Genomic DNA, 25,824 nt, shown 5'->3' on the forward strand with positions numbered 1-25,824 from the left:
CAGGCCGGCTCGCAGCATAGCCCAGATTGTCTATAATCGGGTACAAATCACAAGGAGCTGTCTGATGCCTGCGATACCCCACGCCGTTAAATTTCATCCGTTGCATCACCACCACGCCCACGGCGCCTGCCAATGTGGCTCACCTTTATTGACACAGTTCCATGAGCGCATGATGACGGACATCAGTCGCCGCCAATTCATCGGAGGTATGGCCGGTGTGATGGCGATGTTTGCGGCATTGCACGCCCCGAGCGTACTGAGCCAGCAGCCAAAAGACGACAACCGGCCGATGCTGCTGAAAAACCTGAGGTTGTTTGATGGCAGCGGAGGGCCACTGCGTGACGGCGTAGCCATTCGCATTCAGGACGGCCGTATTCAGGCCCTGCTAACCAACGGCACAGACGCCGGTGATGCAGAGGTCATTGATTGCGGCGGTCGTGTTGTCATGCCGGGGCTGATTGACGCCCACTGGCACACCACGCTGGCGGGCATCAGCCAGCTGGAAGCCATGACCGCAGACCCAGGCTACGTGCATCTGGTTGCAGCCAAAGAGGCCGAACGCACCCTGATGCGTGGTGTTACCTCGGTTCGAGACGTAGGCGGCCCCTCGTTCGCCCTAAAACGCGCTATCGACAAGGGCATTGTGGATGGTCCAAGAATTTTCCCGGCCGGTGCCATGATTTCCCAAACTTCCGGCCATGGCGATTTTCGCATGCGGCACGAAGTGCCGAGGGGGACAGCCTCGCCTCTGAGTGAGCAGGAAAAACAGGGCGTTGCCGTGATTGCCGACGGCGAAGCGGAAGTGCTCCGGCGCACCCGTGAACAGCTGATGCTGGGTGCCTCCCAGATCAAACTGATGGCCGGCGGTGGCGTGGCCTCCACCTATGACCCGCTGGACAGCACCCAGTTTACCGAACGGGAACTGCGCGCCGCCGTAGAGGCAGCAGACGACTGGGGCACCTACGTGGCCGTACACGTTTACACATCCAAGGGCATTCAGCGATCTTTGCGCGCAGGGGTAAAGTCCATCGAGCATGGCCAGCTGGCTGATGAGGAAAGCGTGCGGATGATGGCCGGCGAGGGCGCCTGGTGGAGCCTGCAACCCTTCCTGCAGGATGAAGATTCCAATGTCTATCCCGATGCCGCGCGCCGCGAATCACAACGTATGGTGGCCGAAGGCACCGTGCGTGCCTACGAGATGGCCCAACGCTTTGACGTCAAGACAGCTTGGGGCACCGATATACTCTTCAGCCCCCAGAACACCAAAAACCAGTTGCGGCACCTGGCCAAACTCACGCGCTTCTACGACTCGCTCACCACACTGGCCATGGCGACCGGCCGTAATGGTGAACTACTCGCCATGTCCGGACCAAGAAGCCCGTACAAGGGCAAACTTGGCACCATAGAGCCCGAGGCTCTGGCAGACCTGTTGGTGGTGGATGGCAACCCGGAGCAGGGATTGGAGTTTCTGAATGAACCAGAAAACACCCTCCGGCTAATTATGAAGGGAGGGCGTGTACATAAAAATACTCTCTGATCTTCTGCTATTCGATTGGTCGTAACCTTACGTTCACAAGGAGGCGCCGGGGGAGGTTAAACCAATCCCAGCCTCTCCGCAGCTTCGCGAATTTGGGTGTCGTGACTCAGACCGAGCTTTTGCATGGCATCTCGTTTCTGGCGACTGATGGTCTTCTCACTGCGGTTGAGGTGCAGGGCGATTTGTTTACCGGACAGTCCGCTTGCACTCAGGCGGAGAACTTCCAGTTCCCGATGCGTCAGGGTTTCCCGATTTCCCCGCTGGTCCGCCTGATAGTTCGTAAGGCGCGTTTTCAGCTCACTGCTAATAAACGTCTTACCCTGGGTAACAGTTCGAACGGCATCCGCGAGATCTTTTAATCTCTCGCGTTTGTCAAAGAGCCCGTTAACGCCTTTTTTGAGCATGGCCTGCGCAACACCGATATTCTGAATCGTCGTTATAACGATTATTTTCATAATCGGGTAATTGCGACGAAGGAAACTGATCAGATCAAGCCCATCAGAGAAGCTGCTTCCGGGCATGTTGTAATCTGTGATCAACAGATCGCACCAGTTGTTTTTAAGAACATCGAGAAGATTATCGACACTTTCCGGTGTGCCGACAATATTGGCCTGTATCCGAGAATCGAATGTCAGGATGGAGTTAATGCCCGCGAGTACAACGGGATGATCGTCTGCGATTACAACATTGATCGCTGGTCCTTCGGTCATGCTCAGTCTCGACTCCTGCCTTTGATTATTACACGGCTGACCAATTGCCTGGAGCTGGTTTGGTTAGCGCGTTGCATACCCGTCCATCGGTTTGTTTCAGTTCGCTATTCGCAGCGGATTCTACCGTTACAAAATCAGAAAAATGACTGGCATTCGGTTTATACGAACGCATTGGCTTACGGTTCAGCCCGGCAGTCCCAAAAGGGGGTGACTGAGGTTGTTACTTGATCTGGGTCAATATACTGAGTGGAGCTGAGTAGCCTCGCCCATCGAACTATGGCGTTCATGCTGATCGCCATGGCCCTCGTGTGAAATTCAATCACCGCACGTAGCGGTTTAATTGAAGTTTGAGATTATTCCCATGTTTTGTGCTGTAGATCACCGGTATTGTGTCGCCCGATTTGAGGGGCCGCGCGACGGCAAATGCACTTTGGAGGCACAAGAATGCGCTCAGAAATTCGCAGTCGGAGCAGGGGGATTGCCTTGAGTGTATGCTTGATCACTGTCTTCTCAGCTCCTGCTGGTGCGATAGGCGCCAGCGATACGCCAATCTATCCGTCGCCGATCCTGGGCATTAAAGCAGGCTATCAAACAGTCACCGGGCAGAATCAAGGGGCCGACAGTTCTGGTGGAGGGCTTGTTGGTGCTTACACGGGGCTTCGCTTTTCACCTCGCTTTCAGTGGGAGCTGGGTTATCAAACACACAACCAGTTCAATGCCAGCGGAATCTCTGACAGAGTACGGTCTTTGCTTTACGAATCCGCCCTTCGCTACGACTGGTATTTCCAACAGGAAATGAGCGCTTACGGAAGGTTTGGGCTCGCGTTCTGGGATGTTGAAGCCTCGGGGGCTTTTGGGAGAAGCGATGAAGGGCTCTCCCCCCTTGGCGAAATTGGGTTTCATTACCGAATCAATCGCAATGCCGGAATTAACATTGGGTACCAGTATATTGATTCAATCGGTCGTGGCGGGGAGGCCCGGTACGATAGTTTTGCGCTGATCGCTGGTTTGGTATTCAGTTTTGGTTCTGAAAAAAACGGTAGCCGACATGTCGGAGAGGTTTTCCAGGAGCAGGATCAGTTCTCCTTTCAGTTGACGTCCGCAACCGGTGGCGCAGTAGTTCAGCACAGATGCACCGCCAACGGTGATGAGGTCCTTCGGGAGGGGCAAACACTTCATTCGATATTCTTTCGGATTAATGAGCAAGTGGCGTCATTATCGGACTACGACGCACTTGCTGGCGTTATCGATATGTTGGGTCAACAGACTTCACTTGAAATTGAACTTGTTGGCTACACTGACAGCTCGGGCAGTGCGTCCTACAATCAGCATCTGTCGCAAAGGCGAGCAGAGTTTGTTGGTGATATTCTGTTGGCCAACGGAGTCAATGCAACCCGCCTTCATGTTCGCGGGGGAGGAGCTTTGGACGAGGGGGTTGTGACGGAGCAGGAGCGAGCACAACAGCGCCGTGTTGACATAAATGTCGTGGCGTCTCAGTGCATATGAGTTGCAAGGGAATGATGATTAGCCAGGCCTGATGTTTAACGCTCTTTGGTGGCCACTAGTGAACATGTTCAAGAAATTGTTCGGGGAGCATCCAGTATGGAGTTTGCTTCTTCCGGTTTTTGCGCTGAGTTTGTTGGCTATGGTTTGGGGTGGAGCCATGGGGCCGGCCGTTGCTTTTTTGGCAGTTTTCACCCTTATTGGCGTTGTTCTGGTCGCAGTCTACCACGCGGAGGTGGTCTCTCACGGAATTGGTGAGCCATTTGGTGCATTGGTTCTCGCCCTTGCGGTGACTGTCATTGAGGTGTCGTTGATCGTTTCTTTGATGTTGTCAGAGTCCGGGGACGCAAGCAGTCTGACCCGCGATACTGTTTTTGCCACCATCATGATCGTTTGTAATGGCGTGATTGGCCTGTGCCTTCTTGTCGGAGCCCTGAAATACCACACCCTCAGCTTCCGCGTTGAGGGAACCACTCCGGCTCTGGCAGTCATTACGACGTTGGTCACCATGACGTTAATCCTGCCGGACTTTACCTTTTCCACGGAAGGCCCAACATACTCCAAGGCACAGTTGCTCTTCGCTGGAGGCATGGCTTTACTGTTGTATTTCCTGTTTGTATTCGTGCAGACAATAAGGCATCGCGACTACTTCATGCCCGATGAGTTCGACACGAAAGGCAGTGAAACTGACCAAAAACACCATTCCCGCGCCGGCCTTGTTGGCAGCGTCGTCTTGTTGGTGCTCTCCCTCGCCGCTGTGGTTGGCCTCGCTGAAATCATGGCGCCGATCGTAGAAGGTAAAGTCGTTTCGCTGGGTTTACCCCATGCCGTGGTAGGTGTGCTGATTGCACTGATGGTGTTGTTACCTGAAACCATTGCTGCACTGAGAACCGCACTCCGTGATCAAATGCAGATAGGGTTCAACCTGGCGTTTGGCTCCGCCATGGCAAGCATTGGCTTGACCATTCCTGTTATTGCAGCCTTGTCATTGTACCTTGGCCTGCCGATGTCACTTGGGTTGCCGCCCAAGGAAATGGCGTTGCTCGTATTAACGTTGTTCCTCACGGCTACTACTCTGATAGGGGGAAGAGCAACTATTGTTAATGGGGCTGTTCACCTGGTCGTGTTCTTCTCGTTTATATTCTTGTCATTTGTACCGTGAATCAAAGGGATGTTTTCGAGTGTCCCTCCCGCCCGCCCGTATTTCTCAAACTGTTAAATAACCAAAAATAATTGACCTGAAACCGCTAATAAGGTGCTTTTGAGAATCATCTTATTTAACCGCTACCCCTGCGTGCTTACATTAAATTCCAATAGCACAAGTTCGGGAGTTAGTCGGTGTGATGAACGGTAGCGAGCTCAAAATCTGGAGGCTGAATCACTCAGAACCAACTGAGGCCTGTGAGGCGGGCTTCAGCCCGGTCGCGTGGGGCGCTGAATCCGCCGGCGGTTGCCTGGATGCACTGCAAAGTCAGCTAACCGACTTGATGTCCGTGTCTACCAGCAATAGCGCCTTTGCTGCAGTGAGACTGGGCGGCAGGGTAACGACCTGGGGGAGTCGCTATTGTGGGGGAGACGCGAGTGACGTTCTGCACCAGCTCAATGATGTAACAACGGTGTGCAGTACCGGAGCCTCTTTTGCTGCCATCAAGAACGATGGAACGGTTGTGGCCTGGGGTGCGGATTATGCCGGGGGTGACACCTCTCACGTTCAAGAGAGGCTCGTGAACGTGACGAAGATATACAGTACGGCAGCGGCATTTGCGGCGCTCAAAGCGGACGGCACGGTTGTCACTTGGGGCAGTGAGTATGCTGGCGGTGATTCGAGCAAGGTTCAGCGTCAGCTCGTTGATGTGGTCGATATTACGAGCACAGGAACAGCGTTTGCCGCATTGAAAAGCAACGGGCACGTGGTTGCATGGGGCGATGCAGATTGGGGCGGCTACACTGACCGTGTTCAGAATCGGCTCTGGGGAATAAAAAAGGTCTTTTGCACGGGTAGTGCGTTTGCCGGATTGAGAGGTGATGGGACGGTCGTTACCTGGGGATGTGATTATGCTGGAGGCGACATGGGTGATGTTTCCTCCGAGATCAACCAAGTAAAGACCATTTTCGCCAATAGGTACTCGTTCGCGGCTCTGAGATACGATGGTCGGGTATTAACGTGGGGGCTCGACAGCTGCGGTGGTGCCGTCGGGGAGGCCCAAAGCCGGCTGGTGGAGGTGCAGCATATATACAGCACCAATTCTGCCTTCGCTGCACTGTGTGCTGATGGGCACGTTGTAACGTGGGGGGATGAGCTCGCTGGGGGCGACAGCAGCGCAGTTAACGGTGAACTGCAGTGCATCACGGGTGTTTTCAGCACCGAGCGGGCATTTGCTGCCATTAAATCCGATGGCAGTGTTGTGGTTTGGGGAGACCCTGATGGTGGTGGTGCTGCAGGCGCTGTTCAGGGACAGCTTGTCGATGTAGAAACAATTTTCAGCAATGCTTCGGCATTTGCAGCACTAAAAACCGATAAGACACTCGTGGTGTGGGGTGACGACGCCTCGGGAGGTGACGCCAGTCAGGTTCAGGATATGCTCGTAAGAATCCGCAGCGTTCATGGCACACGGCGAGCGTTTGTTGCCCTCAAATCGAAATGAAAAATTCTTACCTCAACGTTGCCTGTTTGTTCTGGATATAGTTATTTTAACTTATAAGTATAACTGCACATTCCTGCTTAATTCTTTTCAGATTCTTCTCATTTTTTGTCTCATTACGACTGCGTAACATTGGCGGCGAGTTTTGAGGTTATCCCGTTATACCCTCAGCTGCTCTTAATCTTCTATATATGACGAATTCGTGTGAGGGAAAGAGTTATGAAAAAGGTAATTCTGGTAAGTGCACTGTCCATGCTGTCCGCAACTGCTGCTGCTTCAGATAATACTATTACCTTCCAGGGTGAAGTTGCTGACAACACCTGTCAGGTTTATGTAAATGGCAATGCAGCATCACCGGTAGTATTGCTGCCGACAGTTAGTGTTTCAGATTTTTCTGCTGCCGGAGATGTTGCGGGAGAGACATCGTTCACCATATCTGTGGAAGGTTGTACTACTGATGCCGAGGCAGTAAGCATTGAGACCATCTTTGTTCCCAATGGGCTCTCTGGTGACAATATGGCGAATACCGGCACCGCCGCCGGCGTGTCTTTGCAGCTGCTTGATGCACCGGGCGGAGCTGCGATTTCCCTGGTAAATGGTATCAATTCTGTCTCCGGGCTGACTGTTGACGCCGGCGCTACCAGTGCGAGCCATGACTTTGCCGTGCAGTACTATGCTGATGATGCCTCCGTTACCCCGGGAAGCGTTACCAGTGCCGTGCAATACGCCATTAGCTATCAGTAATACTTAAACTGATAAGTGGTTGCTTGCAAGAGGTCCGCTATATAAGGAGGGAGTATTTCCCTCCTTGTTATCTCGAATTTAATGAAAGCATAAACTAATTTATTCCGGGGAGCATCATGAGGCGAACTCTGCTTTTGATCGCATTATTATCCTGCCAGTTAATGGCGAGTGTTCAGGCCGCAATTATAATGGTTGGTACCAGGGTTATATATGATGAAAGCTCCCGGGAAGTAACATTAAGGATTTCAAATACCGGTGATTCCCCGGTTGTAATACAGTCCTGGTTGGATACAGGTGATACGCGTTCTTCACCCGATACCTCGGATGCGCCATTTGCGGTTGTTCCTTCCGTTACCAAAGTTTTGCCAAAGCAAGGTCAGTCGCTTCGGATGGTCTTTACGGGTGACGCCGGCGAACTGCCAACTGATATGGAATCTGTGTTCTTTTTGAATGTACTTGAGATTCCATCTATCCGATCTGAGCAAGTTGATCAGAACAAACTGGTTCTGCTCACCCGACACCGGGTCAAAGTATTTTATCGACCGAGTGGAATTGCGGAGCAACCGAGCCGCGCGTTGGAGCGACTCTCGGCAACACGTTCCCGAATCGGCAGTAATCAGACGCAGATCCTGGTTCGAAACCCCACGCCTTATCACGTGTCTTTTCGCCGGGCAGAAGTCGTTGCTGGCGAGCAATCGTTAGATCTGGGCCGCGGGGGCATGATTGAGCCGTTTTCCTCAGAGCGCTGGGTGCTGGAGGGGGATGTTACGGGTGAGCCGGCCGAATTGCGCATGATGGTTATCGATGATCATGGCGGCAATCGGGTTCAGAGTGTTTCGCTGTAAGGGCCGGAGTCTTGTCATGTACCGAAAACTGCACGGTTGCAGCCAGTGTGTTGATGATCTGCCGAGGCGGAACTACGCACTCCCGCTGCTGGTGGCAATGCTGGCTTGCAATCCATTTCCGGCATACGCCGGTGTGGCAGGCGACAGCGTAGTGACACAACACGACGAATACGTCTTCGACGACAGCATGTTGATCGGAACAGCCCTGGGAGCCGGGGGCATAGGGCGCTTCAATCGCCATGCCCACGTTGACCCAGGGCAATACCGCGTTGACCTGAGATTAAATGGAAACTTTCTGGGTCGCTTCGACGTACTCATGGTTGAGGCGGAACACGGAAGGATTCTGCCGTGCCTGGACAGAAGCATCCTGATTGGCGCGGGAGTTCTGCCCGAGCATATCTCCCATGAAGACGAGGGTTCATGCTTGATGGTTGAGAAGAGCATTGAGTCAGCATCCACAGAGTTTGATGCCGGCGCCCTGGCGCTGGCTATCAACGTGCCCCAAAGTTTGATGCGAAATACGCCAAGGGGCTATGTCGATCCGAATCTTCTGGATAGCGGTGCCAGTATGGTGTTTGCCAATTACAGTGCAAGCCATTTTCGCGTTGATCGTGACGGCGGTGCGTCCAACAGCAGTTCATTTGGTTCCCTCAATGCGGGCGTTAATGCAGGTCTCTGGCGGTTTCGGAGCCAGTCGAACCTGAGCGTCGATGATCGTGGTGAAACCCGATGGAGCGGTGCCAGAAATTACGTTCAGCGAGCACTGCCGACGATACAAAGTGAGTTGACCATGGGGGATAGCTACACGTCTGGTCGTCAGTTTGGTGGTGTGGCGTATCGGGGCTTCGAGCTTTCCTCAGATCAACGAATGTTACCCAGCTCCCAGCGTGGTTATGCTCCGGTGGTCCGGGGTGTGGCAAACACCAATGCCAGGGTCAGCATCCGGCAGAATGGCCGGGTGATCTATCAAACGACGGTTCCTGCAGGCAGTTTCGAGATCAGCGATTTATATCCCACCAGCTTCAATGGCGATCTTGAGGTGGAGGTGCTGGAGGCCGATGGTGCGGTCAGGCGCTTCAACGTTCCCTTTTCCTCAGTACCAGGGTCACTTCGCCCCGGGCAGTCACGGTATAGCCTGGCTGGCGGTTTGGCGCGCGAGATCGGCGACGGAGACGACCCATTTGGTGAGCTGGTGTATGAATACGGTCTCAGTAATCGCTTTACCCTCAACGGTGGTGTGCAGGGTGCCAGCGGCTACGAATCCGTCACATTGGGCGGTGTTCTTGGCAGTTCCATCGGGGCGTTTGGGCTTGATTTTTCCTACTCATCGGCTGAGTTGCCCAGCGACGGCAGGCAAGAGGGTTTGATGGGACGCGCAAGTTACAGCCGGAGCTTCTCTTCAACGGGCACCAACTTCTCCCTGGCCACTTATCGTTATTCAACCCGGGGTTACCGTAGCCTTTCGGAGGTCCTGTTGGCCCGTCACACTGACAATGAGGGTGCGGCATCCAGCTCGTCGATCGTATCGCAGCGCTCTCGTTTCGATATGAGCGTCAGCCAGCATTTGACGGATCGGAGCAGTCTCTACGCTAACGCCATTACCCGGGATTACTACGACACCTCCCGCGGGCGGGACTACGAATATCAGCTTGGTTACAGCCATCGGTTTGCTAACCGGGTGAATTTGAATATGTCTGCCAACCGGCAGGAGGTTGGAAGCCTGGGCACCGGCGACGAGAATCGAGATCACTCCTTGACGGTGTCGTTATCCATGCCCTTGGGCACAGCGAGTAACAGCCCCAGTTTTTCCCTGTCAGCAAACCAGAACAGGGGTGGCGACACGTCCATTCAGGGGGCTGTAAGTGGCGTGGCGGGAGACGACTTGTCGACTGGTTACGGTGTTTATGCTTCCCGTGATACAGCACACAACAGTACCGAAGCCGGGGTTAACGTTCAGCACAGGTTCTCGAAAGGCACCCTGGCCGGAAATTACGCCCAGGGCCGGGATTACTGGCAGGCTGGTGCATCCGCTACCGGTGGGGTTGTGGTGCACGGTGGCGGCATTACCTTTGGCCCTTATCTGTCGGATACCTTCGCGCTTGTGGAGGCGAAGGGCGCAGAAGGTGCACGTGTCCGGAATGCCAACGGCGTAACCATTGACAGTAATGGTTATGCGATTGTGCCTTCTCTGTCACCTTACCGCTACAACCACATCTCACTTGATCCAGTCGGAATTGATACTCGCGCTGAGTTGCAGGAAACCAGCCGTCAGGTTGCGCCCTATGCCGGTGCAAGTGTCTACGTGCCTTTCAGGGTGACGCGTGGGCGCGGTGCGCTGATTACCGCCAAGCGGGATGGTGGCGCCCAGATCCCCATGGGGGCCACGGTTGTCAATGAATCCGGTGATGTGGTCGGCATGGTTGGTCAGGCGAGCCAGGTGTATGGAAGGTTGGAGCAGGACGCAGGTGTTCTGACAGTGCGCTGGGGTGAGGGCAGTTCTCATGCTTGTTCGCTCCCGTACGAGCTACCTCCGGAGACCAGTGTTAAAACACCGATTGTCAGGGTAACGGCGTTGTGCCGTTGAGGGGGAAAGTTGCATAACTTCTTTTCGAAGCAGTCTCTGGGTTTGATCCTGGCTGCTGTGTTGGTGTGGAGCAGTGCTGCGGATGCACGTTGTTATCGTGGGCCTGATTGGACGAACCGCGGCTCTGACGGTAACGCCTCCGGCATGGGGATTACGGCTATCAATATCATGAGCAACTATTTGCAGCCAATGGGTTCGGTGATTGCGGCCAGTACGGTGGTACCCAGTCAGTCTTTTAGTGGAGGGCAGGCGGGAAGCCCTGATGACGTACTTTATTACTGTGAGACGCAGGAAGACGTTGACAACTTTCGGGTAACCTTCGCGACCAATGGGGATAACCGTTACAGCGGTGAGTTCGAAGTGCCGGAGTATCCGGGCGCGTACTACACCCTATGGCATAACGTTGCATTTCGAGCCACATTGACGGAAACCGGCCAGGTAGTTAACCGGCTTTACCAGGAATTTCCTGCCAAACCAATCTACAACCCGGACACGGATCGGTACGAATTCTATTTCAGACAGTTGAGTCCCTTGGCAGTTGAGCTCATCAAAGTGCCAGGGAGACCTCCGGGAGGCATTTGGGATACGGATGGTCAGGCTTATACGTACACTCAGCCTTTCGTCTATTACGTTTTTTCCATGCCGGGCGTGAATGCAAACGGGCCGGTGGCCGGCGATGATTCTAGGGTCACGTATGCAGGGTTTTCCAACGAGTTTGTGGGTTTTGGGATCTACCGAAATCCGAGAGCTACCATTTATCGAAGAGCCGGTTGCGTTGTACGTAACAACACGCCATTTGTGCTGTTTCCGACCGTTTCGGTAGCCGAGTTGGAGAGTGGCGCGGCGCCCAGCAGCCCGATACGGGTTGATGTTGAGTGCGACACAGGTGTCGCCTCCGGAACCAACGCTGGTCAGACCGCGTTCGGCTTGCAGGTGTCGCAGGCGTCCTACTTCAACACCCAACTGCATGAGAGCGACCTGATCAACGGCTATGGCGGGGTGTCTTACCTGTTGTCGGATGATTATGGTGTTGACGCTAATGTCGCCAGGGGCGTGGGTATTCGCCTTGAGCATATGGCGACAGGGGAGCGCATGAATTTCCTCGGTTGGCACGGGGTGAATTGCGTTGGCACAGCGCCGGAAGTCTGCGGCGAGAACCCGACAGGCGGCGGCAGGCTTGCGGGCTGGTACCCCGTTCTCGCCGGTGCGGAGGTGACTGAGATTTCCGACTTTGGGACAACCAAATACAGTCACCAAATGTCTGCAACCCTGGAAAAACTCCCCAATTCAACGGTAACGCCAGGCAAGGTGAAAGCGCGCGCACAAGTGTTAGTGAGGGTGCAGTGAGAGGCTTGCGGAGGCTATGTGGTGCAACCGTTGTGGCTTGCCTGTTTGCGTTCAACGCTCAGGCTGGCCTGGCGATATCGGGCACACGTGTTGTGCTGACCCAGGCTCAACCGGAACAAACCCTTCGGTTGTTGAACGGATACTCGCATCCCGTATTGCTTCAGGCCTGGACCGGTGATGGTTCACCCTATGCCACCCCGGATACCGATATATCACCAGTCATAACGCTGCCGCCGGTATTCAAGCTTGATCCGGGTGAAGAAAAGAGTTTGCGGCTGATTTTTGATGGTTCATCCCTGCCTGCGAATAGAGAGAGTGTTTTCTGGCTCAATCTCTACGAGGTGCCTGCGCTCAAAGCGGGTGAGTTCGACGAGGAAAGTGTTCGTTTACAAGTAGCTACAAGAACACAAATGAAAGTTTTTGTGCGGCCGGAAGGAGTTGCAGATAAAGACAGGCAAGTGGCGGGAAAACTGAAGTTCACAATCGGTCGTAAAGACAACAAATGGTTTGTGCGGGTAAACAACGGATCGTCGTTGCATGCCTCGTTCTCCACCTTGAGCCTTGAGATCCAGGGCCAATTGCACGAACTCAGCGGTGATTGGGAAGGGATGTTGGCGCCAGGGGCTGAGCGCGCACTCTTCTTCGGTTACCAAGGCGACCGCATAGACAGCGGCAAGCTCACTTACGCGCTGATCAACGATTTGGGACAGGTGGTTGAATACTCTGTTCCTCTGACTTATCCCGCCCGGGCACAAGGTGAATGATGGAGAAGCAAGGGAGGCAAGGAAGTTACAGGGTGGTCTATTTTTTTGCCATCGCTGTCATTATGGTGGCGGTTGCAAAGCCGTTGATGCAGGAATCGTTTGTCTGCAGAGTGCCAGGTGTGGGCGCCACACCGTTGTGCCAGGAACCACCGGCATCAGAGGTGTTCCGCAAACCAAGTGACCGGTTCGTCCAGGATTTCCTTCTTGGGCCGTCTTCTGCCAAAGGTTCTTTCGAATCGGCATTGTCTCGGTCAGGGTTGAGTGTCACAGAGACAAGTGGGTTCGTGGTGGCAACGGATTGGAATCGTTTCCATTCCTTGTTTGCCGTTGTCACCAGTTTTCTGTTGCTGGTTATCTTTTGTCTGTCACTTTGCCTGCGCAGGTATCGTCGGGAGGTTGCTCGCCGGGAGCTCATAGAACAGCGTCTTCTGGATGTGACACAGAATCTGCCTGCTGTCATTTACAAAGTTAAACTGGATAAAAACAAGCGAATTTCCGTGCCATTGATTATCGGGAATACGCTGAAGATCCTCGGAGTTGATAAAGCGGAGTTAGAACAAAATCCGTTTATATTGTTCTCAGAGAACGGGATGCCCGGGCGATCAGTGATCGAAGAGTGCCTGTTATCCTCCGTGGCGACTTTCGAACCTATTTCAAGAGAGTTCTCGATCATCGACAACGTTGGGGGGCAGCGTTGGATCGCCACCTATCTGGTACCCCGACGTACCGAATGTGGCGATGTTCACTGGAATGGTTACTGGGTTGACGTAACCAAGCAGCACGAACAGGCAGAATCCCTGGCCGAAGCAAAAGAGAAAGCTGAGGTGGCCTCAAAATCCACGCGCAGTTTCCTGGCCGCCATATCCCATGAAGTAAGAACCCCCATGAGTGGCATCATCAGCACTCTGGAGCTGATCAATGACAGCGAGCTCAGCGCTGGTCAGGCGCGCCTGGTGTCACTGGTTGCGGATGCCTCAGAGTCGCTGTTGCAGATTCTCGATGATGTGCTGGATTTCTTTAAGCTCGATGCCGACAAGTTGGCCATTCATCCTGAGCCGGTTGATTTACGGCGTTTGGTTGATTCAACGTTAAGTGTCCTGTCGCCCCGAATTTATGCGAAAAAACTGAGTTTAAGGCTTTATCTGGACTCCAGGCTCTCAGCGTTGTTCTTGACCGATAGCCTGCGTTTTCGCCAGATCCTGTTCAATTTGGTGAGCAACGCCACAAAGTTTACCGAGGCTGGTGGTATCGAAGTTCGGCTTGAGGTGATTGAAGACAGGGGTTGCTCCCAGACGGTGCGATTGCAGGTGACAGACACCGGCATCGGGATTGATAAGCAGATGCAAGGGGAAGTGTTTGTACCATTTGCTCAAGTAGATGACGCAAGAACCCGGTATCTGGGCGGCACGGGGTTGGGTTTGCCAATATGCCGTCAGTTAGTCAGTTTGATGGGAGGCAAAATAAACCTCATCAGCGAACCCGGGGTGGGTACGCGAGTCGTTGTTGATTTGCCGATCGACATTACGGTGCGAGAACCGAAGGATACGCCACTCTCCAACGTAAAGGTTGATGTGTCTTTGGACGATATGGGCCTGACAGAGGCGCTCCAGGAGATTCTCATCTATTTCGGTGCAGACATCGCCACGTCTGTCGAGAGCGCCGATCTGAAAATTCGGGATCAGCGTGGAGCATACCCGAGGAGCGACATCGTCTACGTAACGTCAGAACCGTTGGTTCTGGATAATGAGTCCAGAAACGTGCTGAGCAGCAACCCATTCAAGTTGTCTAGTGTTCTCGATGCGGTTCAGCACTGCCTCGGGCGGTCCGCCAGGCAAATGCCGGTAGAAGATGCAAAGCCGAAAATTAATACTAACTGGCCCGCGACCGTGACGATATTGGTCGCCGAGGATGATGCATTAATAAGATCGGTATTGGCGGAGCAGCTGAATCGATTGGGAATAGCCTACGACATTGTTCAGAACGGCTGCATTGCGTTGGGTTTGGTTAAAGAAAAACACTACGACCTGATGCTTACCGATTGCCATATGCCAGAGATGGACGGTTTCGAGCTTACGCGCAGGTTAAGAGCCGTGGAGCAGAACACGGGCTGGCCGAGAACCACCGTGATTGGTATGACGGCGAATCTGCTGGATGGGCAAATTGAAAGCTGCTTTGAGGCTGGGATGGATGATGTGATTGGCAAGCCAATCCGGCTGAATGCGTTGAGCAATATGTTAAGCCAGCAACTGGCAGATATTATCCGGCCGCCCGCTGACGATGATCGTCCTCCCGGTTATTACAACCTGCTGGACATTTTTGGTGACTCGGAGATGACGGAAAGAACGCTCATAACGCTCCTCTCGGAATTGCGAGGTGGCTTAAACGAGCTTAGGGAAGCCGTCATGGAAAACGATGAAGTCCTAATGGGGCAACTCGTGCACCGAAGCCTGGGGGGGCTCCGAATGCTGGACGAGCCTGCCCTATTAAGTATGGGATTGGCAATCGATGCCCGATTTCAGAATTCAGAGGCCCAGGATATATCCATGGTCGCTGCTTTCATCCGTTTTCTGGAAGACTGCCTGGCGGGTATCGAGCGTTGGCTTGGGCAGCGTGATGATTAAAGTTGTTCGGGCTTAACCCCGAAGGTATGAATGATTCCATTCTCCAGGGCGCGAAATGAACGGCTCAATGCCTTGCAGTATGGCGATAGTCACTCGGGGACTTGCCCATCACCTTCTTGAACAACCGGGAAAAGTAATAGGCGTCGTCATAACCCAGCTGCCGGCTGATGTCGGCGAAGCTCTGGCTGGTGGTATCCAGCAACTGGCAGGCCCGCTCCACCTTCAGGTGCAGGAAGTGCTGAATGGGTGAGGTGCCGGTCTGCGCCCGGTAGCGGGTGGCAAAATGCGCCGGCGACAGGCCGGACAGCTCCGCCAGTTGCTGCAACGTTAGCCGTTCCTCAAGGTGTTCCCGCATGTAGTTGTGGATGGTCTCCAGCTCCGCCTGTTGTGCCAGGCCGGTCTCATCGGCATTCAGGGGCACGGCGGCCAGCAGTTGTCGCAAACGGTTGCTGGCGTGAATCAGCCCCCGGGCGCGAAAACCGGTCTGGCGAACCGACAACAGTCCGTTGAAATCCACCAACAGCCTCGGTTGCCGGCCCAGATGGCGAACGTGGTTGTTGCCATCAAAGCCCATGTAATTTCTGAAATCTTCTGCCAGCGGCCCGGTGTAGTGCACCCAGTGAATGGTCCATGGGTTGTCCGGTGCGGCGGTGTAGCGATGGCTGGCACCGGCGGGTAACAGCAGAAGATCCCCCGCGTTAACCGTCAGGGGCTCGCCCGCGACATTCAGGAAGGCCTGGCCTTCAGTGCAATAGATCAAAAGATTGTCACGATGGTGTTCCCGGTGCATGTGATGGCCAGCGGCCCTGCGGTAGTGGCCAAAAGCCAATGGGTACAGCTCGCGGGTTAATGGGTGCTTGGCTAGCAAGCGCACAATTGGTTCCGGCACCACATAGCGCACGCTGTCTGGCGGCACCGGCCATTGCGAGGTTTGGGTGGTTTTCGGGGTTCTGGGTTCCTGTGGCATCGAAAAATAATCCATCATGGGCGAAATTTAGTCAATCACCCTTTGCCAAACCCCATGCTACGCTCTTTTCATATCGTGCCGCTTCCCGTTGGGAAACGGCGCTCCCGCATAACAACAAACAGGGATTATCAGCATGAAGAAGATACCTCAGTACATCGCCGGTGAATTTGCCCAGAGCCAGACCGAAAACTGGATCGACCTCACCAACCCTGCCACCAACGAAGTGATCGCCCAGGTGCCCTGTGCCACCGAAGCCGAAATGCGCCGGGCCATCGATAACGCCGGGGAAGTGTTCAAGAGCTGGAAAGAAACCCCGGTGTCCGAGCGTGCCCGTGTGATGCTGCGTTACCAGGCACTGCTGAAACAGCACCACGATGAGATTGCCGAAATCCTGTCCCAGGAAACCGGCAAAACTTTTGACGACGCCAAGGGCGATGTCTGGCGCGGTATTGAGGTGGTGGAGCACGCTGCCAATGTCGCCTCCATGATGATGGGGGAGACGGTAGAGAACGTAGCCCGCGAAGTGGATACCCATTCTTGGGTTCAGCCTCTGGGCGTGTGTGCGGGCATCACCCCGTTTAACTTCCCGGCGATGATCCCGCTGTGGATGTTCCCCATGGCCATCGCCTGCGGTAACACCTTTATCCTGAAGCCCTCCGAGCAAGACCCGATGACCCCCATGCGCCTGGCCGAACTGTTCGAGCAGGCGGGTGCGCCGAAGGGCGTTCTGCAGGTGGTGCATGGCGCGAAAGAGCAAGTGGATACCTTGCTCACAGACCCAGCCATCAAAGCCATTTCCTTCGTCGGCTCGGTTCCGGTGGGTCGTTATATATACGAAACCGGCACCAGCCACATGAAGCGGGTACAGAGCTTTGCGGGCGCCAAGAACCACATGGTGATCATGCCGGATGCCGACAAACAGCAAGTGATCAATGCCCTGGTAGGCGCCTCCGTGGGAGCCGCCGGTCAGCGTTGTATGGCCATTTCCGTCGCGGTATTCGTGGGCGCGGCGCAGGAGTGGATTCCGGAACTGAAAGAGGCCATGGCGAAAGTGCGCCCCGGTGCCTGGAACGATTCCGGTGCCAGCTACGGCCCGGTGATCAGCCCCAAGGCCAAGGAGCGTATTGAACAACTGATCGCCACTGGCGAGAAGCAGGGTGCGCAACTTCTGCTGGACGGCCGGAACTGCACCGTGGATGGCCTGCCCGATGGCAACTGGGTTGGGCCAACCCTGTTCGGCAACGTGACTCCGGAGATGGATATCTATAAGGAGGAAATCTTCGGGCCGGTTCTGACCTGCATGAACGCCAACGACCTGGGCGAAGCCATCGCACTGATCAACAACAGCCCCTACGGTAACGGTACCTCTATCTTCACCAACCACGGTGGCGCCGCGCGCCGGTTCCAGCATGAGATTGATGTGGGCCAAGTGGGTATCAACGTGCCGATTCCGGTGCCCCTGCCGTTCTTCTCCTTCACCGGCTGGAAAGGTTCCTTCTACGGCGATCAGCACGCCTATGGCAAGCAGGCGGTTCGCTTCTACACCGAAACCAAAACCGTGACATCCCGGTGGTTCTCCAGCGAAGCCACCTCATCCGAGGCAAACTTCTCAATTCAGCTTCGCTAACGGAGGAGCCGGGTAATGGACTTCAACCTGACCGAAGATCAACTGGCCTTCCGGGATGCCGCCCGTGCCTTCGCCGAGAAATCCATGGCACCGCACGCGGCCCAATGGGATGCCGAACACATCTTCCCGGTGGAGGTGATGAAGCAGGCGGGTGAGATGGGCTTTATGGGTATGTACACGCCCGAATCCCTGGGCGGCATGGGGCTGTCTCGCCTGGACACCTCGGTGATCGTGGAAGAGCTGGCCATGGCTTGCCCCTCCACCGCTGCGTTTATCACCATCCACAACATGGCCACCTGGATGGTAGCCAGCTTTGCCTCGGACGATCTGAAGCAGGCGTTTGTGCCCAAACTGGCCAGCGGCGAATGGCTGGCCAGCTACTGCCTGACCGAACCCGGGGCCGGCTCCGATGCCGCCAGCCTGCGTACCCGCGCGGTGCGAGACGGCGACAGCTACGTGATCAACGGCAGCAAGATGTTTATCTCCGGCGCCGGCGCCACCGATGTGCTGGTGCTGATGGCCCGAACCGGCGATGCCGACAGCGGCGCCAAGGGTATCTCGACTTTCGTGATTCCGGCCGATGCCGAAGGCATTTCCTACGGCAAGAACGAAGAGAAAATGGGCTGGCACAGCCAGCCAACCCGTATGGTCACCCTGGAAGATGTGCGCATTCCCGCCAGTAACCGGGTGGGTGAGGAAGGCGACGGCTTTGCCATTGCCATGAAAGGGCTGGATGGCGGTCGCCTGAACATTGCCACCTGCTCCCTTGGCGGCGCCCAGGCGGCCCTGTTGCGGGCGCGCAACTACATGCATGAACGCCAGCAATTCGGCAAACCCCTGGCGGCGTTCCAGGCCCTGCAGTTCAAGCTGGCGGATATGGCCACCAACCTGGTAGCGGCCCGGCAAATGGTACGTTTGGGGGCCTTCAAGCTGGACAGCGGCGACCCGGAAGCCACCCTGCATTGCGCCATGGCCAAACGCTTCGCCACCGACGCCTGTTTTGACGTGGCCAACGAGGCCCTGCAGCTGCACGGCGGCTATGGTTATATCCGTGAGTATCCGCTCGAGCGCTACCTGCGGGATTTGCGGGTGCACCAGATCCTGGAAGGCACCAACGAAATCATGCGCCTGATTATCGCCCGCCGGCTGCTGGAGGATGGCGTGGTATAAGCCATCCAGTAACCGGCCAGAGACAAAACAAGGAACCGATCATGAGTGACCTGATTCAACTTGAGAAACGCGACCACATTGCCATCCTGACCATCGCCAATCCACCGGCCAACACCTGGACGGCGGATTCCCTGGCAGCACTGGCGAAACTGGTGGAAGAGCTCAACCAGGACCGCAACATCTTTGCCTTGGTCGTCACCGGCCAGGGCGAAAAGTTCTTCTCCGCCGGGGCGGACCTGAAAACCTTCGCCGACGGGGATCTTGCCCGCGCCAACGACATGGCCCAGCGTTTTGGCGAAGCCTTCGCCACGCTCACCGCCTTCCGGGGCGTGTCTATCGCCGCCATCAACGGCTACGCCATGGGCGGTGGCCTGGAGTGTGCGTTGTCCTGTGATATCCGCATTGCCGAGGAGCACGCCCAGATGGCCTTGCCGGAAGCCAGCGTTGGCCTGTTGCCCTGTGCCGGCGGCACCCAGAACCTGCCCTGGCTGGTGGGTGAAGGCTGGGCCAAGCGCATGATCCTGTGCGGCGAGCGCGTAGATGCCCAGAAAGCCCTGCAGATTGGCCTGGTGGAAGAAGTGGTGCCCTCTGGCGAGGGGCTGGCAGCCGCCCTGAAACTGGCCGAAGGCGCCTGCAAGCAGAGCCCGTCGTCCATTGCGCGCTGCAAGCAACTGGTGATGAGTGCCCGTGACGGTCGCAGCCACAGCGATGGCTGGCGCATGGAACGGGAACTGTTCGTCGAACTGTTCCACACCGAAGACCAGAAAGAAGGCGTGAATGCCTTCCTGGAAAAGCGCAAGCCGGACTGGAAGAACCAATAACCGTTGAGACTGCTATGAGCGAGCAACCCATTATTTTTGAAGAGTGGACAACCACCGGTGGTGAGCTGATTGCCGTGGCGCGGCTGAACACACCGCGCAACCTCAACTCGTTGTCTATGGAGATGATCCGCCTGCTCAAACCCCAACTGACCCGCTGGGCGGAAGACGAAAGGGTGTGCGCGGTCTGGCTGGAAGCCGAGGGTGACAAGGCCTTTTGCGCCGGCGGAGACATCGTGTCTCTGTACCGCAGCATGACCGAGCCGGGAAAACTCGTCGAGGGCGACCAGTTCTTCACCGAGGAATACGAACTGGACTACCAGATTCACACCTTCCCGAAACCGGTGATCTGCTGGGGCAATGGCATTGTGATGGGCGGCGGCATCGGCCTGATGGTGGGCGCTTCCCACCGGGTGGTTACCGAGCATTCCAAGCTGGCCATGCCGGAAGTGAGTATCGGCCTTTACCCGGACATCGGCGCCGGCTGGTTCCTCAATCGCATGCCCGGGCGAACCGGCCTGTTCCTGGGCCTGACCGGCGCCCGGATGAACGCGGCTGATGCATTGTTCACCGGCATGGCGGACCGGTTCGTGAAGCAGGAACTCAAAGCGCAGGTGGTCGACACTCTGGTTGCAGCCGACTGGCAAGGTGCCGATAGCCACGCCGTGGTCAGTCAGGTACTGCGCAGGTACGAGCAGCAAAGCCAGGATGCTGTGCTGGAATCACCGGTGCGGCAGCATTTCGACGAGATCCAGCAAGCCACCGATGCCGATTCCCTGGAACAGGTAGTTGGTCGCCTGCAGGAATTCGGCAGCCGCAACGACTGGCTGGGCAAATCTGTGAAAGGCCTGGCCTCGGCCAGCCCGACGTCGCTGGCGCTGCATTGGCAGCATTACCACCGCAGCCGTTTGCAAAGCCTGGCCCAGGTATTGGACAACGAACTGGTCATGGCGAAGCAATGCCTCAGAAAAGGCGAATTCGCCGAGGGCATCCGCGCCCTGCTGATTGATAAAGACATGCAACCCCGCTGGCGCTACGCCTCGCTGGGGGAAATCGACAACAGCTGGGTAGACGAGTTTTTCAGCCAGGAAGCCGAGGGCTAACCACTGCCCCTTGGCTTCACTACAACAACAAGGAGAAGCAACATGGCGAAGATTACCTTTATCGGCCTGGGCAACATGGGCGCGCCCATGGCCTCTAACCTGCTCAAGGCCGGGCATGACGTGACCGTATTCGACCTGTCACAGCCCGCCGTTGAGGCGCTGGTGGCCGAAGGTGCCAGCACCGCGGATTCCGGCAAGGCCGCGGCCGAGGGTGCAGAATGCATCATTACCATGCTGCCGGCCGGCAAACATGTGGAAGCGGTGTACCTGGGCGAGGACGGCCTGCTCTCAGCCTTGCCGGAAGGCACCCTGGTGATTGATTCCTCCACCATTGCCCCGGAGACTGCCCGCGCCGTGGCGGAAGCCGCTGCAGCACGGCGCCTGGCGTTCATCGATGCCCCGGTGTCTGGCGGCGTAGGCGGCGCCAAAGCCGGCACCCTCACCTTCATCTGCGGTGGCGAAGAAGACACTTTCAATCGCGCCAAACCTGTCCTGGAAGGCATGGGAAAAAACATCTTCCACGCGGGCCCCCACGGCGCCGGGCAGGTGGCCAAGATCTGCAACAACATGATGCTGGCCATCCTGATGGCGGGCACCAGCGAGGCGCTGGCATTGGGCGCCAAGAACGGCCTGGACCCTGCGGTACTGTCAGAAATCATGAAGCAGAGCTCTGGTGGCAATTGGGCGCTGAACGTGTACAACCCCTGGCCGGGTGTGATGGAGGGCGTACCTGCATCGCGGGAGTACCAGGGTGGCTTCCTGGTGAACCTGATGACCAAAGATCTGGGCCTGGCGTTTGATAACGCGGTGAAGAACCAGGCGTCTATCCCCATGGGCTCACTGGCCCGCAACCTGTTCCAGCTGCATGCGGGGCAGGGTAATGGTGAGCTGGATTTTTCCAGCATCCTCCGGCTCTACAAGGCGGACTGAGCGGCTCAGCTTTGTAAGGCGGCGCTGTAAAGATCAGGTTATCGTCCTGGCTGGGGATGCACCCGCAACAGCCAGGACGCAGCCGCAACTCCGAGCAGACCAATCAGGGCGCCCGGTAGCGCACCGAGTGCCAGGCTGACAACCAGCCCGGCCATCAGCGAGAAGCCGCCGGCCAGGATGATTCGGGGCCTGGAGGTTGTCACAACGCCTTGCTTGCGTCGCATTTCAAAAGCCACCACCAGCGCGATGACCGGCACCACCATCAGGCTGCAGAGAACAATCCACCAGAATCGCCCCATCCAGAAGCCGGGTTCACCGGGCAAACCGGCGTCTACAGGCAACCCGAAACGGTCGCCCAGCCAGGCGGCCGGCAGTTCTGCCAGTTTGTGCCAGAGGTACAGGGGCATACTCAGGGCGCTGAGCATGGTGACCGCCCCGCTGATTCTGCGCCTGTCCAGCAGCCAGCGCCCCGGCCGCTCGAAGAACAGAACCGCGCCAACCTGAAGCCACATTACGCCCACCAGCGCCAGTGTGGGGGGCAGCATGTTGCTGTCGCCGTGAAAATCCCGCCCTACCATGCCGATGGGATATCCACTGGCCAGGGCAGCCACCAGCCAGAAGCCGCCCAGCACCAGGAAAAACAGACCCGTCCACACGCCCCTGAAGCGACCCCGCTTCCAGGCGATGCCCAGCTGCTGGGGTAACAGCCAAACCAGCACGGCATTGATCCAGCCGATGCTGTCTGCCGAATCCGTTACCCGCTGTCCCAGGCGCAGAATATCCGCCGCTGAGCCGGGCATGGCCCGCACAACATCCACCACCGCGGCTGCCACAACCAGCCCAACGACCGCCCCCAGGCCCCAGCGCCTGTCGGCCTCCACGCTCAGGGGCAACAGCGCCTGCACGGCCAGCAGCATGATCAGAAACCACAAGTGTATGGTGAGCGACTGGTTAAACGGCCCCAACACCCGGCCGCCGGTGTAGAGTGAAAGCAGGGCAATCAGGGTAATGGCGGCAAGATACGTCACCGTAGGCCTGGCCAGCGCCAGCGCTCTCCCTGCCCACCAATGCATCTGCCGGTGCCCCTGAGCCATCCGGTGCGCCACACCATCGGCACTGACGGTGGCCGATACAAACACGAACAGCGGCACCACCTGCACAAACCAGGTGATAAACCCTGACGGCTCCCAGATCTTTAACAGGTGTTCTGTTTGAATTTCCAGGCCACCATCAAACCGGGGCAGGGTGGCTATCCAGTGCCCGAATACCACCACCAGCAAAGCACCGGCACGCAGGGCATCCAAGTACAGGTCCCGCTCGGAAGGTGACTTGGTGTGTTTATCGGATGACGGCGTGGATTGTGTTGCCATGAAACTCCTAAGGAAGGGCTGCCAGGGCTTGCGCGATGTAACGGTAACCTTTCTCCCCGGGGTGATAGCCATCACTGGCCAGCAATTCCGGGTCTGAAATGACAGGGTAGTGAGCGTAAGAGAACCGCTCCGGCGTTTCGCTGGCAAGTGTCTTGTACAGGTGATCCAGCAACCGTGCCCGCCACCCGATAACGTGCCGCAACGGCGCGGGCAGTGCGGTAAACAGGTGCATGGGCGGAACACTGAGCAGCACCAACGGCGCTGGGTAACGTGTACCGAGTAAATCTCGTAACTCCAGTAATTGCTGGCGGAAACGATACCTCGGGGTAAACCCGGTCGTGTCGTTCACCCCCATGCTCAGGATCACCAGGTCTGCTTCTGGCAGGTCCGCCTTCGCGAGCTGCTTGTTCAAGGCTCCCAGGCGAATACCGTTCACCCCAAAGGTATGCCAGGCAATGGCCTGGCCGGTACGTTCATGGATATGCTTCGCCAACTGGCTGGCCAGACCCTGTTCGTGGTTATCAACACCCACGCCGGCGGCGGTGGATTCTCCGATCACCAGAACGCGCCTGGCGGGCTCGCCCTCGCCATACTGCCCACACGGAGAGCCAGAGGCCTCCGGTAATCGGGGCGTGGTACGCCGGGTGCGTTTCCCCTGGTACAGCAATACCGGAAACAATAGGGCCGTTGTCAGCCAGAATGGAAGATGCATTGCGTGGGTCTCAGCTTTAATTAACCAACTTGGGGCTCCAGTTAATCTCACCAGACTAGCACGAAACACAAAGGGCTGATCACCCGCCCCAGAGTGGTGGCCACTGGCCATGGCTTTTGATGTACTGCTCAATCGGCTCGCTGCGGTAACCGCTGCTGTAGCGCGTCTTAACGCTGGGGTGTACGTAGGTCAGGTTGGCCTCGGGTACGGGGATGGTGCGAACCAGCTTACCCAGCAGCCGGTACTTGCCCTTGTATTCATTGTGCTGCTCGGCCGTTACATGGGTTTGGGAGGGCAGATTGTTATTGAACAACAGTTTCTGTTTCTTTGCCTCGTCTGCCATCCAGAGTAGCGGAATGTCTGCCAGAATCTGATTCGACTTGTCCGGGCCGTAGCCGCCGCCCACATCCGAGTGCACCCCGGCAAACCACACCTGCTGGATGTCTGTGCCGTTCCTCGGCTCCCAAAGCGTGGGTTCAAAATCCTCCCGCTGCTCATCCAGAGACAACGCGTGCCGGGCCGTTGCGATGTTGCTGCCAATCTCCCTGTCATAAAACAGGTCTTTATCCTTAATCAGCCCGAAAAAGGTAAACGGCAGCCCCAGGGCACCTACGGTATCCCACACACCCACAAACTTGATAGGAGTGCGCAGCTCTAACGAATGTGTCTTCTTCCAGGCCATGGCATGTTCGCCATTGGCGGGATGCTTCTTGGTTTTGTACAGCTTGAACGCGTTTTCAATCTGATTGGCGTGAACCTTCTTCAGAATGCTGCAGTTATTGATCATGCCGCACAGGCTGCGAGCCGTGTAGGCGCCGCGGCTGAAACCAAACAGAAAGATCTCATCACCCGGCTCGTAGTTGTGAACCAGAAACCGGTAGCCATCCATCACATTCTTCTCCAGCCCCTTGCCCGTCGCACCGGCCCGAAGCTGGTCGTGATAAGAGCCAATGCCCCAATCGTAAAACACCACCTGCTCCACGCCCTGGTCATCCGTGGGCCGAATAGCCCGGGCAAACTGCAGAACATTGGTGGGGAAATCCTCGCCGATGTTTTCCTCTGGCCGGTTCCAGGTGCCGTCAAAGCAAATGGCGATGCGCTTCATGGTAATGACCTCCTGTCATGCCCACACCTTGCTGACATACACCAGAGCCAAAACTCCGGCAGGCAAGTACCGCCTGGCTGTTGTGAATGAGTAACTCAGATAATTAAAGCCGATAGGTGAGGCGTGCGCCAGCGAACCCTGGCGGGCGTTATGCCCTAAAGGAGATGCCCATCTGGTAACATGCGTTTGTGTAGAATACGGATAATCTCAACGACACTGTCGGTCGCTACCCGATAGAATATGATGTGACTTCCTTGGGGATACTGTCGGTAGTCCGCGCGGATCCCATCGCAGGTTTGCCCCAGATTCGGGTTTTCGCCCAGTAGGTGGAAGCACTGGTCAAACTGGAGAATGTAGTGGTTTCGTTGATCTCGGCCCCATTTACGCTCCGTGTACAGTGCAATAGATTTGAGATCAGCTTTGGCCTTCCTGGAAAGCTTGAAATTCAGCATTAGCGCTCTTCGTTGTCCAGTTCGCGAATGAAAGAGTCATAAGAGTAGTCTTCAAAGCCACTATCTTCGCCTTCCTTAAGAAGTTTGCGGAGCGTAGTCAGGCGGGTTTCGGACTCTTCAAGCAGGCGCAATCCTGCACGAACAACTTCGCTGGTTGAGCTGTATCGGCCAGTTTTGAGTTGTTCCGCAATGAACGCATCAAAATGTTGGCCTAGAGTGATGCTGGTGTTCTTTTGCATGATGCTATCTCGCTAGTACCAATAATTGGTATAT

At 56.1% G+C, this 25,824-nt stretch carries 22 protein-coding genes; 15 read left to right on the forward strand and 7 right to left on the reverse strand.

From position 1 onward, the window contains the following. Positions 1-64 precede the first annotated feature (64 nt). A complete protein-coding gene (locus tag ACNSOI_RS05610) occupies positions 65-1,537 on the forward strand; it encodes an amidohydrolase family protein (protein ID WP_420195306.1) in 1,473 nt (490 codons plus the stop codon). 56 nt (positions 1,538-1,593) lie between these two features. Here the strand turns inward: ACNSOI_RS05610 and ACNSOI_RS05615 are convergent, their stop codons facing one another. Further along, positions 1,594-2,247, reverse strand: coding sequence for a response regulator transcription factor (locus tag ACNSOI_RS05615; protein WP_106695217.1), 654 nt, complete (start codon positions 2,245-2,247; stop codon positions 1,594-1,596). A 444-nt stretch (positions 2,248-2,691) separates the two neighbouring features. Between ACNSOI_RS05615 and ACNSOI_RS05620 the strand changes: the two genes are divergently transcribed. From ACNSOI_RS05620 to ACNSOI_RS05660, 9 genes are all read left to right on the forward strand, one after another. Next, entirely contained in the window at positions 2,692-3,753 is a 1,062-nt protein-coding gene (locus tag ACNSOI_RS05620) for an OmpA family protein (RefSeq protein WP_420195307.1), read from the forward strand. A 64-nt stretch (positions 3,754-3,817) separates the two neighbouring features. After that, a complete protein-coding gene (locus tag ACNSOI_RS05625) occupies positions 3,818-4,912 on the forward strand; it encodes a calcium:proton antiporter (protein WP_106695219.1) in 1,095 nt (364 codons plus the stop codon). A 562-nt stretch (positions 4,913-5,474) separates the two neighbouring features. Next, positions 5,475-6,395 carry a hypothetical protein gene (locus ACNSOI_RS05630; protein WP_420195308.1) on the forward strand — a complete coding sequence of 307 codons (921 nt, stop codon included), beginning with the start codon at positions 5,475-5,477 and terminating at the stop codon, positions 6,393-6,395. A gap of 216 nt (positions 6,396-6,611) precedes the next feature. After that, complete coding sequence (locus ACNSOI_RS05635) at positions 6,612-7,136, forward strand: fimbrial protein (protein WP_420195309.1); 525 nt, start codon at positions 6,612-6,614, stop codon at positions 7,134-7,136. A gap of 116 nt (positions 7,137-7,252) precedes the next feature. Continuing rightward, complete coding sequence (locus ACNSOI_RS05640; protein WP_420195310.1) at positions 7,253-7,981, forward strand: molecular chaperone; 729 nt, start codon at positions 7,253-7,255, stop codon at positions 7,979-7,981. A gap of 16 nt (positions 7,982-7,997) precedes the next feature. Further along, entirely contained in the window at positions 7,998-10,565 is a 2,568-nt protein-coding gene (locus tag ACNSOI_RS05645) for a fimbria/pilus outer membrane usher protein (RefSeq protein WP_420195311.1), read from the forward strand. Positions 10,566-10,574: 9 nt separating this feature from the next. Next, positions 10,575-11,912, forward strand: a complete 1,338-nt coding sequence (locus tag ACNSOI_RS05650; RefSeq protein WP_420195312.1) for a fimbrial protein — start codon at positions 10,575-10,577, stop codon at positions 11,910-11,912. A gap of 32 nt (positions 11,913-11,944) precedes the next feature. Beyond that, on the forward strand, positions 11,945-12,676 hold the full coding sequence (locus ACNSOI_RS05655; protein WP_146136790.1) for a molecular chaperone: 732 nt from the start codon (positions 11,945-11,947) through the stop codon (positions 12,674-12,676). Continuing rightward, the gene (locus ACNSOI_RS05660; protein ID WP_420195313.1) at positions 12,673-15,297 is read left to right on the forward strand and encodes an ATP-binding protein; all 2,625 of its coding nucleotides are present in this window, start codon (positions 12,673-12,675) and stop codon (positions 15,295-15,297) included. The genes ACNSOI_RS05655 and ACNSOI_RS05660 overlap by 4 nt, the downstream gene beginning before the upstream one ends. Before the next feature lie 64 nt (positions 15,298-15,361). Here ACNSOI_RS05660 and ACNSOI_RS05665 read toward each other — a convergent pair whose 3' ends face one another. Then, a complete protein-coding gene (locus tag ACNSOI_RS05665) occupies positions 15,362-16,282 on the reverse strand; it encodes an AraC family transcriptional regulator (protein ID WP_420195314.1) in 921 nt (306 codons plus the stop codon). A gap of 115 nt (positions 16,283-16,397) precedes the next feature. Between ACNSOI_RS05665 and ACNSOI_RS05670 the strand changes: the two genes are divergently transcribed. From ACNSOI_RS05670 to mmsB, 5 genes are read left to right on the forward strand one after another with little or no spacing between them, the layout of a single operon-like run. Further along, a complete protein-coding gene (locus tag ACNSOI_RS05670; protein ID WP_138437668.1) occupies positions 16,398-17,891 on the forward strand; it encodes a CoA-acylating methylmalonate-semialdehyde dehydrogenase in 1,494 nt (497 codons plus the stop codon). Positions 17,892-17,906: 15 nt separating this feature from the next. Continuing rightward, positions 17,907-19,061: an acyl-CoA dehydrogenase family protein gene (locus ACNSOI_RS05675; protein ID WP_420195315.1), complete on the forward strand. Its 1,155-nt coding sequence runs from the start codon at positions 17,907-17,909 to the stop codon at positions 19,059-19,061. Positions 19,062-19,102: 41 nt separating this feature from the next. Next, entirely contained in the window at positions 19,103-19,882 is a 780-nt protein-coding gene (locus ACNSOI_RS05680; protein ID WP_420195316.1) for an enoyl-CoA hydratase, read from the forward strand. Between the two features lie 14 nt (positions 19,883-19,896). Further along, complete coding sequence (locus tag ACNSOI_RS05685; RefSeq protein ID WP_420195317.1) at positions 19,897-20,982, forward strand: enoyl-CoA hydratase/isomerase family protein; 1,086 nt, start codon at positions 19,897-19,899, stop codon at positions 20,980-20,982. A 42-nt stretch (positions 20,983-21,024) separates the two neighbouring features. Continuing rightward, on the forward strand, positions 21,025-21,912 hold the full coding sequence (gene mmsB, locus ACNSOI_RS05690) for a 3-hydroxyisobutyrate dehydrogenase (RefSeq protein ID WP_106693762.1): 888 nt from the start codon (positions 21,025-21,027) through the stop codon (positions 21,910-21,912). Positions 21,913-21,950: 38 nt separating this feature from the next. Here the strand turns inward: mmsB and ACNSOI_RS05695 are convergent, their stop codons facing one another. From ACNSOI_RS05695 to ACNSOI_RS05715, 5 genes are all read right to left on the reverse strand, one after another. Beyond that, entirely contained in the window at positions 21,951-23,282 is a 1,332-nt protein-coding gene (locus ACNSOI_RS05695) for an acyltransferase family protein (RefSeq protein ID WP_420195318.1), read from the reverse strand. Between the two features lie 7 nt (positions 23,283-23,289). Beyond that, the gene (locus ACNSOI_RS05700; RefSeq protein WP_420195319.1) at positions 23,290-23,994 is read right to left on the reverse strand and encodes an SGNH/GDSL hydrolase family protein; all 705 of its coding nucleotides are present in this window, start codon (positions 23,992-23,994) and stop codon (positions 23,290-23,292) included. Between the two features lie 79 nt (positions 23,995-24,073). Next, on the reverse strand, positions 24,074-25,099 hold the full coding sequence (locus ACNSOI_RS05705; RefSeq protein WP_072677782.1) for a DUF2235 domain-containing protein: 1,026 nt from the start codon (positions 25,097-25,099) through the stop codon (positions 24,074-24,076). Between the two features lie 155 nt (positions 25,100-25,254). Continuing rightward, positions 25,255-25,551 carry a type II toxin-antitoxin system RelE/ParE family toxin gene (locus ACNSOI_RS05710; RefSeq protein ID WP_286254382.1) on the reverse strand — a complete coding sequence of 99 codons (297 nt, stop codon included), beginning with the start codon at positions 25,549-25,551 and terminating at the stop codon, positions 25,255-25,257. Then, positions 25,551-25,790 (reverse strand): type II toxin-antitoxin system ParD family antitoxin, encoded by a 240-nt coding sequence (locus ACNSOI_RS05715; RefSeq protein WP_058091653.1) that lies wholly within the window; start codon positions 25,788-25,790, stop codon positions 25,551-25,553. The genes ACNSOI_RS05710 and ACNSOI_RS05715 overlap by 1 nt, the downstream gene beginning before the upstream one ends. Between the last annotated feature and the right edge of the window lie 34 nt (positions 25,791-25,824).

It is taken from the genome of Marinobacter sp. GH_1, assembly GCF_048595985.1.
GTDB classification, from domain to species: Bacteria; Pseudomonadota; Gammaproteobacteria; order Pseudomonadales; family Oleiphilaceae; genus Marinobacter; species Marinobacter shengliensis.

Coding starts and splice junctions, on each gene's coding strand:
- ACNSOI_RS05665 (WP_420195314.1), bottom strand. CDS start 16,282: ATGATGGATTATTTTTCGATGCCACAGGAACCCAGAACCCCGAAAACC.
- ACNSOI_RS05710 (WP_286254382.1), bottom strand. CDS start 25,551: ATGCTGAATTTCAAGCTTTCCAGGAAGGCCAAAGCTGATCTCAAATCT.
- ACNSOI_RS05695 (WP_420195318.1), bottom strand. CDS start 23,282: ATGGCAACACAATCCACGCCGTCATCCGATAAACACACCAAGTCACCT.
- ACNSOI_RS05675 (WP_420195315.1), top strand. CDS start 17,907: ATGGACTTCAACCTGACCGAAGATCAACTGGCCTTCCGGGATGCCGCC.
- ACNSOI_RS05700 (WP_420195319.1), bottom strand. CDS start 23,994: ATGCATCTTCCATTCTGGCTGACAACGGCCCTATTGTTTCCGGTATTG.
- ACNSOI_RS05715 (WP_058091653.1), bottom strand. CDS start 25,790: ATGCAAAAGAACACCAGCATCACTCTAGGCCAACATTTTGATGCGTTC.
- ACNSOI_RS05680 (WP_420195316.1), top strand. CDS start 19,103: ATGAGTGACCTGATTCAACTTGAGAAACGCGACCACATTGCCATCCTG.
- ACNSOI_RS05640 (WP_420195310.1), top strand. CDS start 7,253: ATGAGGCGAACTCTGCTTTTGATCGCATTATTATCCTGCCAGTTAATG.
- ACNSOI_RS05610 (WP_420195306.1), top strand. CDS start 65: ATGCCTGCGATACCCCACGCCGTTAAATTTCATCCGTTGCATCACCAC.
- ACNSOI_RS05685 (WP_420195317.1), top strand. CDS start 19,897: ATGAGCGAGCAACCCATTATTTTTGAAGAGTGGACAACCACCGGTGGT.
- ACNSOI_RS05615 (WP_106695217.1), bottom strand. CDS start 2,247: ATGACCGAAGGACCAGCGATCAATGTTGTAATCGCAGACGATCATCCC.
- ACNSOI_RS05620 (WP_420195307.1), top strand. CDS start 2,692: ATGCGCTCAGAAATTCGCAGTCGGAGCAGGGGGATTGCCTTGAGTGTA.
- ACNSOI_RS05625 (WP_106695219.1), top strand. CDS start 3,818: ATGTTCAAGAAATTGTTCGGGGAGCATCCAGTATGGAGTTTGCTTCTT.
- ACNSOI_RS05645 (WP_420195311.1), top strand. CDS start 7,998: ATGTACCGAAAACTGCACGGTTGCAGCCAGTGTGTTGATGATCTGCCG.
- ACNSOI_RS05660 (WP_420195313.1), top strand. CDS start 12,673: ATGATGGAGAAGCAAGGGAGGCAAGGAAGTTACAGGGTGGTCTATTTT.
- ACNSOI_RS05670 (WP_138437668.1), top strand. CDS start 16,398: ATGAAGAAGATACCTCAGTACATCGCCGGTGAATTTGCCCAGAGCCAG.
- ACNSOI_RS05705 (WP_072677782.1), bottom strand. CDS start 25,099: ATGAAGCGCATCGCCATTTGCTTTGACGGCACCTGGAACCGGCCAGAG.
- mmsB (WP_106693762.1), top strand. CDS start 21,025: ATGGCGAAGATTACCTTTATCGGCCTGGGCAACATGGGCGCGCCCATG.
- ACNSOI_RS05635 (WP_420195309.1), top strand. CDS start 6,612: ATGAAAAAGGTAATTCTGGTAAGTGCACTGTCCATGCTGTCCGCAACT.